Annotated in this window: 10 protein-coding genes; all 10 read right to left on the bottom strand. The window is 55.0% G+C overall.

Features of this window, described 5'->3' with window-relative positions:
• Positions 1-8 precede the first annotated feature (8 nt).
• Positions 9-3,164, bottom strand: a complete 3,156-nt coding sequence (locus SH678x_RS15365; protein WP_496919337.1) for a DUF1553 domain-containing protein — start codon at positions 3,162-3,164, stop codon at positions 9-11.
• A 360-nt stretch (positions 3,165-3,524) separates the two neighbouring features.
• Entirely contained in the window at positions 3,525-3,704 is a 180-nt protein-coding gene (locus SH678x_RS15360; protein ID WP_496919336.1) for a hypothetical protein, read from the bottom strand.
• Between the two features lie 28 nt (positions 3,705-3,732).
• Positions 3,733-5,655 carry a secretin GspD/PilQ domain-containing protein gene (locus SH678x_RS15355; RefSeq protein ID WP_496919335.1) on the bottom strand — a complete coding sequence of 641 codons (1,923 nt, stop codon included), beginning with the start codon at positions 5,653-5,655 and terminating at the stop codon, positions 3,733-3,735.
• Positions 5,656-5,753: 98 nt separating this feature from the next.
• Entirely contained in the window at positions 5,754-6,284 is a 531-nt protein-coding gene (locus SH678x_RS15350) for a hypothetical protein (RefSeq protein ID WP_496919334.1), read from the bottom strand.
• Entirely contained in the window at positions 6,281-6,871 is a 591-nt protein-coding gene (locus tag SH678x_RS15345; protein ID WP_496919333.1) for a type IV pilus inner membrane component PilO, read from the bottom strand. Before SH678x_RS15345 ends, SH678x_RS15350 begins: the two co-directional genes overlap by 4 nt.
• Before the next feature lie 15 nt (positions 6,872-6,886).
• Positions 6,887-7,459, bottom strand: coding sequence for a PilN domain-containing protein (locus tag SH678x_RS15340; RefSeq protein WP_496919332.1), 573 nt, complete (start codon positions 7,457-7,459; stop codon positions 6,887-6,889).
• A complete protein-coding gene (pilM, locus tag SH678x_RS15335; RefSeq protein ID WP_496919331.1) occupies positions 7,456-8,505 on the bottom strand; it encodes a pilus assembly protein PilM in 1,050 nt (349 codons plus the stop codon). The genes SH678x_RS15340 and pilM overlap by 4 nt, the downstream gene beginning before the upstream one ends.
• A 4-nt stretch (positions 8,506-8,509) precedes the next feature.
• Complete coding sequence (locus SH678x_RS15330) at positions 8,510-9,670, bottom strand: type II secretion system F family protein (protein ID WP_496919330.1); 1,161 nt, start codon at positions 9,668-9,670, stop codon at positions 8,510-8,512.
• Between the two features lie 54 nt (positions 9,671-9,724).
• Positions 9,725-11,512, bottom strand: coding sequence for a GspE/PulE family protein (locus SH678x_RS15325; RefSeq protein ID WP_496919329.1), 1,788 nt, complete (start codon positions 11,510-11,512; stop codon positions 9,725-9,727).
• A complete protein-coding gene (locus SH678x_RS15320; protein WP_496919328.1) occupies positions 11,509-11,844 on the bottom strand; it encodes an STAS domain-containing protein in 336 nt (111 codons plus the stop codon). The genes SH678x_RS15325 and SH678x_RS15320 overlap by 4 nt, the downstream gene beginning before the upstream one ends.
• Positions 11,845-11,851: the final 7 nt, after the last annotated feature.

The raw sequence follows: 11,851 nt of genomic DNA, 5'->3' as shown, positions 1-11,851 counted from the left end.
GAAAAGTGCTATTTGTTAAGTGTTTCGTCGAGGTTCAGCAATTGATTCACCGTCATCGTCCAGGCGGCAAGTTCCGCGACGGGGAGTTTATCATTGAGCGGAGATTCACCGACGCGAACGAGTTGTTCCGCTTGATCGGTGTCGGCTTGGTAATGCGCAAGCAATTGATCGAAATTTGTTTGCGCGATTTTTAGTTCCGCTTCGTTAAAATTGCGGGCCAGCAATTTCGCAGCCAACCACTGCACCCGGTATTTAAACTCAGAGTTTTCCTGCTGAACGACACTTTCAGCCAGATGCCGGGCCGCTTCGATGAACTGGGGATCATTCAAAGTCACTAAAGCTTGAAGCGGTGTATTGGTTCGTTCGCGGGCCATCACACACGTTTCGCGCGAGGGGGCATTGAACAAATCCATCGAAGCCGGCGGAGCGGATCGCTTCCAGAATGTGTACATACTTCGTCGATATAAGGCTTCGCCTTTGTCCTGCACGTAATCATGGGTATTGCTCTCGCGCATGGCGACCGCTTCCCAAACGCCCGGCGGTTGGTAAGGCTTGACACTCGGACCACCAATCTTGGGCGACAACAACCCGCAAGCGGCCAGCGCGTAATCGCGCACCATCTCGGCATCCATGCGGAAGCGTGGCCCGCGGGCAAGCAAGCGATTCTCGGGATCGCATTCGATTTTTTCGGCGGTTGTCATGGCGCTTTGCTGATAAGCTGCACTCATCACCATCAGTTTGAATAACTGCTTCACGTCCCAGCCGCTCTCCCGAAATTCGACAGCCAGCCAATCCAGCAGTTCAGGATGCGAAGGAAGCTGGCCCGTCACGCCAAAATCTCCCGCCGTGTTCACCAGTCCCGTGCCAAAGACTTCTTGCCAGAAACGATTGACTACCACACGCGCGGTCAGCGGATGATTAGGTTCCACCAACCACATAGCTAAACCCAAACGATTGTGGGGTGCCCCTGCTGGGAAAGGAGGGAGAATATCAGGGGTATCGGGCGTAACCTTTTCACTGCGCTGGTCGTACTCTCCTCGCACAAGGATAAAAGCCTCTGGTGCGGAGGGCGCTTCTTGCATCACATGGGCCACGGTGCCGCGTGATTTGATTTGTTGTTCTTCATCCACGAAGCCCTGCATCTTAGCCTGTAATCGCTGGAAGTGCTCGTCCTGATTCCCCAACCACCAATCGTACAGCGCATTAAGCTCGCTCACCGCACGCTCCGCAGGGGGTTGATCGAGCAGGGCGAACAAAGCCTGGCTAGCAAGGTCAGTGACATCGCACTGCGGCAGGACCCGCCCGTAAATGCGTACATTCGACAGTGCTATCTGAGAGACCTGAGAGCTGTTCTGACGCTGGCCGATTCGAAAAGGGATTTCATTGCGAGTCGATTTATTTGGCAAAAGCGTGTCACTCTCCAAATTAAGCTGCTGGGCGAGACCGTTGAAGTAGATCTTGTATCCCGAGGCCTTCATACTGCCGTCGTAGCTGATCACCACATGGGTCCAAGTATCGGCAGGGATCGGTTGTCGGGTGAAAACTTTGAGGGCATTTTGTGGCCACTTATGAATCAGGTGCGAACCGATGTGCCGTTCGTAGATGAACATATCCCATCCTCGGTGCTCGACCGCATCGTCCAATTTGGCCATTACAGCCCCGGCCTCATGGTTCTCAGGGATCCTGATCCAGAGGGCCAGGCTCCAGGGTTGGTCCTTTTCAAAATCAGCTACTTTGCGATCTGTTTCGAGGATTGTCCCCCGAGTGATCAACCCCGCTGACCGATCCATCGGACCAGGTCGCCACGCGAGAGTAGCTGGTGCGGGAGCCCTGACAGATTCGCCGCGGAGCGTGTAGCGTACTTCGGGCCCCTCGTCGTCGAGGGGGACTTCCAATATCAATTTGTCCTGAGGTAGTTTCTTAGTCAGATCAGCCCGCTGAGCAGTCTGAGTCCAAGTTTCAAAGGTTTCTCGCGCAGCGCTTCTGCGGGCGTCGAGTCGCATTTCCAATTGTTTTTGTAGTGTGGGGAGCTGACTCCAACGACTATCGTCTCTTGCGTTCGGGACAACGACTACGGGTGGCGTGTCCTTAATATTGCCATCCATCGCGGCTTGGGTCGTATTGTTGAAAAAAGCCGACAGCTCATAGAACTCACGTTGCGAAAGCGGATCGAATTTATGGTCATGACAGACCGCGCAGCCCACCGTTAACCCCAACCAGGCAGCTGCCGTCGTTTCCGTGCGATCGCGTGCGTAAAGTACCAAGTACTCTTCGTCGATCGCCCCCCCCTCATTGGTCGTGATATTGCACCGATTGAAACCAGAACCAATTTGTTGTTCAAGCGTGGCTTCCGGCAGCAAATCCCCCGCGAGGCTTTCAATCGTGAAACGATCAAACGGCATGTTTTTGTTGAACGCGTTGATCACCCAATCGCGATACGACCACATTTCGCGATAGTTATCGAAATGTATGCCGTGGGTATCAGCGTAGCGGGCCACGTCGAGCCAATAGCGTGCGCGATGCTCACCCCACTGCGGTGAATCCAAGAACTTATCAACCAACTTTTCATAAGCATCAGGCGATTGATCATTGACAAAGGCATCGACAACATCGGGCGTGGGAGGTAAGCCCGTCAGATCCAGACTAACCCTCCGTGCGAGAGTGCGCCGGTTCGCCGCTGGGGCGGGTGTCAATTGTTCGGCCTCCAAGCGAGCAGCAATAAAGTGGTCGATGGAATTTCGTGGCCAGTTCGCGTCTTTCACGGTCGGCAGGGCGGGGCGTTGCGGCGGAATCAACGACCAATGCGGCTGATACTCGGCTCCCTCTTGCACCCACCGGGTTAGCAACTCTTTTTGTTCAGCGGTCAGCACTTTCTTTGATTCCGGCGGAGGCATCACCTCCGCTTCATCTTCCGACAGAATGCGGCGAATCAATTCGCTCGTCTCGGATTCGTTCGGAACGATTGCACCCGCATCGATTGCCGCTTCCCGGCGATCAAGACGCAAATCCGCTTGCCGCGATGCGCTATCAGGACCGTGGCACGAGATGCAGGCATCAAACAGAATCGGGCGAATATCGCGATTGAACTGTAATCGTTCTTCAGCGTGGCCCAGCGAGCAGATGAGCTGAGAACAAAGTGCGAGAGCAAAGCCAGCCAGGCGCATTTTCCAACTGTAATGCCTATCGCATTTGCGCCACCGGCCAAAGAACAGGATGATCCGCCCCAACCTGCGCCTCATGGTAGGGATGAAGAATCAAAGCGATAACTCCGTGGAATCGCTGAGGAGTATCTTTATGATTTTCTTCGTCAACGTTAGAGTGGTCAAGCATTCTAACGAAATTTCGCGAGTGAGTTATACTTTTCATGAATTGCAGAAATGTAAGAAAACCCTGTTTTCTCGGCAAAATTTATGTGACATTTGCGTTAATCACATCGAATTGCATCAGTTGCTCTGAAAGTGCCCGATCGGCTAATGCTTCGGTCTGAAGACCGAAAAGAATCTGAGGCAAGGGTCTTGAGTTTCCTAGCCACGATCTTCCTTCCGTCGGCCTTTGCTGCTTCGGCGTTCTTTGGGAACTTCCATCCGTCGGCTGGCGGACTCGGTGCGTGTCTCGGTCTTATCCTTCTTCTTGCGGCGATCTTCTTGCTCGCGTTTTTCGATGAGTTGGTCCAAATCCTCGGGTACATTCAAGCGATTGGCCATGGCTGACTCCTTGGGGAGCAAATCTTTGTTAACGGGTTTGAATCGGTGCGGAATACGATGATTGCTCGATAGGAAACTCGATCATCGATTCCCCTTCGACTTCGGGGAGCATCTCGAGCTCCATATTCTCATCCACGGGCGGGAACTCAATCATGCCGTCCATCTCCATAGGTATACCTTCCATTGGCATGGCATAAGTTCCGTCGACCTTGGCGCGATGGATGGCGGCAAGGTTCGCGATCGGCCGACGAGGATTGGTAAACGTGTCGTACAAACGGGCTTCATAGGGCCGTGGCACGCGAACCAAGGGGCCTTCCGTCAGACGTTCTTGCGTGCGCATGAACTCCCCATGCTCGCGCTGAGCAATCATCGGTGAATACGGCATGACACGCGGTATGAGCGTAACCACAATTTCCGCACGTTCCTTGACGACATTGCGCTTTTGGAACAACACCCCAACATACGGCAGATCGCCAAACCAAGGAATTTTGTTTTGCGTGTTGATATCGGATTCCTGGATCAAACCACCGATGACCATGCCTTGGCCGTTGTTGAGCAGGAGGTCGGTTTCGACTTCCGTGGTATCTTCAGAGGGCAATCCCGTGGTGGGATCGACTTGGCCTTTGGAAACCTTGGGTTTCACACGCATCAGCACACGGCCGTCGCGGGTGATTCTCGGGGTGACGGTTAATATTACGCCGACGTCCAAGAACTGGATGCTTTCAAATGTTCCCGTCTGTGTGGTGGTCGTGACGCGGAAACCCAATTGCGAACCAACTTGAATGTGCGATTGCTGTCCGCTGACGACGAGAATCTTGGGACTGGCCAAAGACTTGGCATCAACGGTCGTTTTCAGCAGCTCCACCAACCCATCGAGCGCGCCGCCGTTGACTTCCATAAAGAACGCCGACGAAGCATTTTGATTGGCGTATCCGACCGTGCGGAAGTCGATTGTGTTACCGCTGAAGCTGACTAAGTTGTTAAAGTTGATGCCGTTTTTACAGTCGTCGCTGAGTTCGACTTGCAGAATATTGGCTTCGATGAGCACTTGCCGAGGGGGTTGATCGACTTGGCAAATGTAATCGCTTATCCGCGCTAGATTCGCCGGATAGTCGACGACCGCCACGACTTCGCGAGTGCGGCGATTGTCTTCGGTGCTGCTTTCCAGAACCCAGCTATTCCCCGCGGGCGAGAGCAGCCCTTTGACGGTTTGGTCGACATCGACCGCCGATGCAAAGTCGAGTTCAAACACCTCGACGGATCGACCACCGGCTTCTGGCGAGACGAAATCCGCGTTTTCAACGCTAGTGACGAAGATGATGCCCTCGCTCATCGTCCAGGTATGACCTGATATTGAAAGTAAGGCTTCGATCGCCTGCTGCCAGGGAACTTTATCAAACGACGCCGATACGGCGACCGTCGCATCCGACGCAAAGACAATATTGAGTTTCTGCGTTTCGGCCACCAGCGATAAGACCTGACGAAGCGGCGCATCGCGAACCATCAGTGATATCATTCCATTATCGTCTTTCACAACGATGTCTTTGTCGACCGGTTGTCCCAACGGCAAGAAGTGCTGCTTCGGCGCAAACGGATCTGCTGGGTTGGGATTAACGGGGTTCAACTCGGAAGGTTGCTGAGGCACGGCAGTGCCCGCAGGTAATCCTTGGGCTGGTGCCTGACCCTGCGGAATCGGCAAGGCTTCGGTTTGCTGAGTGGATGTCTGCGGTGCAGGCACTGACAATGCTTCGCGCAAAGCGTTGATGTTCTCTGGCGACAAGGCATTAGGAGCTGATTGCGCTGCGGCGGCGGGCTGTTTGGGGAGGTTCTCCACAACGACCTGCTCCGGATAAACCACCGGCGGGGGAACCATGTACTCAGGATCCGGCTTGGGAACCGTCACCGAACTGTATTGCTGTCCCCAGGCAGAGAATAAAAGCAGTGGTGACATAACCACCCAAGCAGCTAGACCAAATGTCCAGCGCCCGAGGTATCTACCACGTTGTTTCCCCCGAAAAGCCATTCTCAGATAAGCAATGCAGAAAAGTGTTAGCGAGCCGTTTCCGTCAGCACGATGCCATTTCTGGTGATCTCGCTAATTTCGAATCCTTCGATCGTGTCGCCCACGCGGAAGCTTTGATCGCCAATCGTGGCGACCCGTTCATCGTTGGTGATAACCACGATCTTCGTCTGTTGTTTCTTCAATTCCTCCAGCACCTGAGCGGAACGAACCAGCGAACCTGCTTGCCCGTCGGTTTCATCGGCCTTCGCCATCAGATACCACATGGGCATCGCAAACGGATCGGTCTTCGCAATGTCATCCATCTTCAACTTGGGCCACGTGCGAGGCTTGGCCGGCTGAGTTTGTACTGGTTCCACGGAAACAGTCTTCATCGCCGGCTTGGGCTCACTACTTTTAGCCTGAGGAGCGGTTGTCTGATGAGTTTTCTTGGCCGCGATCGGCGCATCACCGGCGAGTTGGCTCCACAAGACGAGACCCAACACCCCAGCGAGGACACCGACGATTGCTAGCTTGGCGGGAGTCGCACCATTGCGCTCCAACCAATTTCGCTCGGTCATAGAACATCCCCTCTCATGTTTCTATCGTGCGTTGCGCCGCCAAAATACAAGACAAATGTGACTTGGACCGGATAGCGGTTGAAATTGTCAGTCGACTGGATTTGCAGGTTCCTAATCTCAGTAATGCGGGCAAGATGGTCAATTTGATCAAGAAACTTGCAGATGCTGGCAAAGCTGCCTTCGCAAGCGAACGTCAGCTCCGCTTTGGAATAGCTGGCAAGCTCCTCCACGGTCCCCAATTGGTATTCTCCCAGCTGGATGCCGGTCGATTGGGCAGCGCTACGCACCTGATCGAGAAACTCATGCTCACGCATTTCGCTTGGCAATCGCTGCTGGGTTTCGGCCACCGATTCTCTGAGTTCCGCCAGTGATGCTTTCAAAACTTGATGTTCACGCTGAACCTTGGGAGCCCGCGCTAATAACGCTTCGAGCTGGGTGATCCGCTGTTCAGCCACTGCGCGGTTGGCGGCGAGTGGCGAGACCACAAACTTGACGAAAGTTCCCACGCAAGCGATGAGGATCACGAGCCCCACGCCGTGCAGGCACCAAGTCAGAAGAGCGATCTGTTTGTCGTTTTTTTTGCGCATGAGATCACTCGGTGACTAAAAGGTGCACTGCAAGGAAAAATCCTGAACCGTCTGTTGTTTCAGCCGCTGCTCCTTTGTCGACGTTACGCCCACCTTGCCAAAGGGAATCGAGCTTTGGAGCGTGTCGGTAAAGTCCTTCACGGCTGATCCGCTGTTGGCGATTCCCGCCAGTTCCAATGTCGATTGCTGTGTCGCTGTCGAGTTCGATTCGATAGCGTTGTTCAGTTCAATTTTTTGCAGGAACACATGGTTGTCACTGTCGGCAATCGATTCGCCCAACACCCCCAAAAAGGTCACGACCGGCTCACGACTCGATAGAGCCAGGACAAACTGTTCTTCTTTGCGAATCGCGTCGATTTGGCGGGTCAACGATTTATTTGACTTTTGAAGGTCGGCAATTGGTTCGTATTTTGCTTCCATACGCAACTGTTTGTGCGCCGCATGCTGGTAAGCCCAGTAGCGTTCCGCGCCGAACAAGCACATGCCCGCGGCAGTTACCCCCAGGATGGCGAGCCATTGGCGTAAGCGTGCCCGCAAACATTCTTGGCGGCGTGTCGCGAGCGACATCAGGTTGAGTGATGATCTCATGATTTCTCCCACGCTAGGGCCGACATCGCTACAGCCACACCAAACAGGCAATCTGTATTGGCGCTATCATGCTCGTTGTTCAAAGACCAAACGCGCGTTTCCAAACGTAATCGCCGGGACAAATGTCGGGGTAAGCCTCGCAGCAATGCTCCGCCACCGAAAAGTACCAATCGCTGCGGAGCGATTGCTTTACGCTGAAAACTGATGTGTGAGATCGTGCGAGACAATTCTTGTTCGAGTCGACGCAGGGGTTCGGTCGTCAACTCGGCCAGCAGCGCCGTGACTTCATCGACCCCTTCTCCCGCGTGTCGGCTGATATCATGCTGGCGTAACAAAAGGTGAGCTTCCTCGTGCGTCACGCACAGTTCGTCAGCCACCGCGGCGAGTATGCGCTCCAATCCACAGTCTTTTAAACTGCGGACATAGACCGGGCGACCTTCGGCGACGACGCACAATGTTGCCTGGCCAAAGCCCAAATCGAGTGCGGCGATCGGGGGCAAAGGTTCTTCCTGGGCCGTTAATCCGATGGCACGGGCCAAGGCTTGGGGCAGGCCATCGATCGTGTGGCAACTTAACCCGCTTTGAACGACATCGCGATAAACCTGGTCGGACCAGGGTCGAGCCACGGCAAGGACATTCCACCGCTGGGAGGCGGAACTCTCGGCGGGCCAGACGTCGTATTCCAAATGGTCGGCCGATTGCTGGGTCGCAATTTCAATCGCTCGACGGATTACGACGTCGACTTCGGATTCATCAGTCGGAAGTGTGTCAAGCTGATGAACTTCGCATAGCCCCATCGGCATGGCGACGGCTGCTTGACGCCCTCGATAGGCCGTGCCCAATGCGAGTGCAGCGGAGATTTCGCCACTGGCCGACCAGAGTTGTTCCGACTCGTTTTCTTCCTCGGCGACTGGTTGTGCAGTGCGCGGTACGATGGTCCGGGCGATGAGCTCAAGGCCACGATCACTGCGCGCGAGTTGGGCCACCTTAACACTGGCACTGCCAATGTCGATGCCGAGCCAACCTTTTTGTGTTCTGCGAAGCATGGTTTTAGTGACCTTTTTGTGCCAAGGTCGAAAGATCGAACACGGGAAGCATCACCGCCAACACCACCACGGCGATCACCGCACCCATGCCGACCGTCAGCGCGGGTTCGATGTATCCCACGATCTGTCGCATGCGTGCTTCGGCCTCATCCTCGTAGTATTCGCCCAACAGTTGGCTCACTTCGGTGATATTGCCCGTCGCTTCGGCAGTCATGAGCATGTCGCGCGCGGAACGAGGGATGATGTCCGTCGTTTGTAATACACTGGCTACGTTGCGGCCGTTGATGACCGCTTCTTCCACTTTGGTCAGCAGCGCGCGATACAACGAATTGTGAATCGCATTGCGAGTGAGCCTCACTCCTTCGAGAATTGGCACGCCGTTGGAGAGCATCATTCCCAGCAACCGACAAATGCGGCCGGTCAGTCTGGCACGAGTCACGTCACGGACCACAATTGCGTGGACCCAAAAGGAATCGAGCATTAGTCGGCCCGCAGTCGTTTTGCGCCAAATCAACGCTCCCAGCACGCTGCCCACCACGAGCGGTCCCCAGAACCACCAATGAGTGCGCAATTCCGACGCAATGGTTATGAGGATTTGCGTCACAATAGGGAGCGTCATGTCGTATTGCTCAAAAATCTTGGAAAACCGCGGCAACACAAAGATCACCAAACCCAAGACCACCGACGACGACACGACAAACAGCAAGATTGGATAAGTCAACAGCGTGCGCATCGTGCGGCGATTGCGCAGCTCCGACCTTTGCATCTCAGCGAGCTGAATCAACACGTCGGCTAGCGAGCCCGAGGCTTCGCCCGCAGCGACGGTGGCCACGAAGGCGGCATCAAACACGGCTTCGTGCCGGCGCAAAGACTCCGAGAGCGTCGTTCCAGCCATCACCGACTGATGCACGCTGTTGAGGACTTCGGCCAACGCGGGTCTTTGGCATTGTGACGACAACGAGTTCAACGCCGTTGCGACGTCGATCCCGGAACGGACCATGATTGATAATTGCGATGTAAACTCCGCGATGTCTTGCGGTCGAACGCCGCGGCCGGATGTGCGTTTCTTTCCGACAGTAGCCGCGGCGGGCGACATCCATTCGGTCAACTCCAGCATGTCCTGCGCGGACCGCTTCTCCGGCTGACTCGCGGTAAACGGTCGCATCGGGAGTTTCGCGTTAAGTGTGTTGTAGGTAGCCATAATCTTTCGCTGACTGCGTTATTCGACGAACGCCACGCGGGCCACTTCCTCGAGGCTGGTTTTCTCTTTTTCTGCCAGTTGCAAGCCGCATTGCAGCAAGTCGGGAAGCTGTTCTTTGCGGAACCATTCCCGCACGGTTTCCAAGGACGCCTCTTCACCGATCAACTTCCGCAACTCGGCATTCGACGGTAGTACTTCGTAGATACCAATCCGGCCTTGAAAGCCCGTATCGAAGCATTCGCGACAACCGGTTCCGCGGGAAAAGCTCCGTCGTTTGTCGCCGCGGTAGTGCAAGGCTTCCAGATATTCAGCACTCGGAAAGTAAGACGTTTGACAATGCGGGCAGATGGTGCGCACAAGCCGTTGGGCGATCACACCCACCAGGGCAGCGGCGAGCTTGTAGCTTTCGATTCCCATGTCGGTCATACGTGTAATCGCGCTCACGCTGTCGTTGGTGTGTAACGTGCTAAGCACCAAGTGGCCGGTAAGTGCCGCCTGGACGGCAACTTTGGCCGTTTCGGCATCGCGGATTTCACCGACCATGATCACGTCGGGGTCTTGGCGGAGAATCGAGCGAAGTGCGGTGGCAAAACTCACGTTTCGTCCCGAATCGACCTGCACCTGGTTGACCAATTCGATCTGATATTCGACCGGGTCTTCGACAGTGACGATGTTGTGGTGGACCGACTTAATCAGTTCAAGCGCGGAATACAGAGTCGTCGTTTTTCCGCTACCCGTAGGACCTGTGACCAGGACCAAACCATAAGGCTTTTTCAGCAGGTCTTTGACCAGCGAAAGCGTGTTGTGGGGAATGCCCAAACGGTCCAAATTAAACGTGAGACGCTGTTTATCGAGCACGCGAATCACGATCTTTTCGCCAAGCACCGTGGGCAAGGTCGACACGCGTAAGTCGACTTCCTTGCCGTCGGCCACGACCTGACAGCGGCCGTCTTGTGGCGTGCGTTGCTCGGCGATATCGAGCTTCGACATCACTTTGATACGCGAAACAATGGCCGGGAAAATATCACGGCGGGGACGCAACATTTCAATCAACTGGCCATCGATACGGAAACGAACTGTGCCGAATTTGCGGTTGGGTTCGATGTGAATATCGCTTGCCTGCTTGCGGATGGCTTGCAGGATGAGGTAGTTCACCAGGTTGATCACCGGACTGCCGTCGACCAAGTTATGAACCGAGGCCACGTCCATTTCCGAAGCATCGACTTGCAACTCGACAGCCGACTCGTCCATGTCGGCGGTCACCGTGTCGACATGGAACCCGTCTTCATAAGCCCGCTGGAGAATGCGGCTGATGGACGCGCGGAACGCAAAGACGGGTCGAACGTCGTAACCTGTAAGCCGTTCGACGCAATCGATTGTGTCGAGATTTGTCGGGTCGTCGGTGGCAACCACCAGTTCATTGCGAACGCGAAACAAAGCCAGCACGCCCAAGCGTTCGGCGACCGGTCGCGGAATGATCTGCACGGCCTCGGGATCGAGAATGCCTTCGCGGAGTCGCACGCCCACCACACCGATTTGGGTTTCGACGAATGGAAGGAGCTGCTCTTCACTGGCAAACCCAAGTTCCAGCAACGATTCGCCGAGCTTTTGGCCTTTCTCGACTTGATTCTTGAGGGCGGCTTCGAGTTCTTCCTCGCGAATCAAGTCGGCACTGAGCAGACGCTGGCCCAGCGGACCGCGCGTGGTCAGCACGTCGATCTGGCGATCGTTGGGGTCCAATCCCAACGGTACGGTCAGATCTTGCAGCGGTTCTTTCTTTTGGTCGACGACCGTGATCGTGCTCATTGAACGAAGCTCCTCACGGCAGCCTTTTCATCAGCAAAGACCTCAAATTGTTGGGCCAGCCCACTCACACGCAAGATGTCGTTTGTCAGCGGGGTGAGCGATGCCAATTTGACCGTCCCACCGCGTTGGGCCACGAGATCGCGGACATCGAGCAACGCTTCGAGCCCGATGCTATCCAAGAGAGGCACATCATGCAGATTCAACACCAGCATGGGCAAACCATCGGGCAAGCAATGTTGTACGGTTTCCATGAGTTCACCCACGTATTCCCCTTTCAGAGGAACGTTGGGAACGATCACTTCGACGGCGCCTTGCGATTTGACGGCAAACATGATGCTT

It is taken from the genome of Bythopirellula superficialaquae (assembly GCF_059632245.1).
The sequence above is the reverse complement of the archived record's forward strand: the minus strand, read 5'-3'. Positions and strand labels throughout refer to the sequence as shown.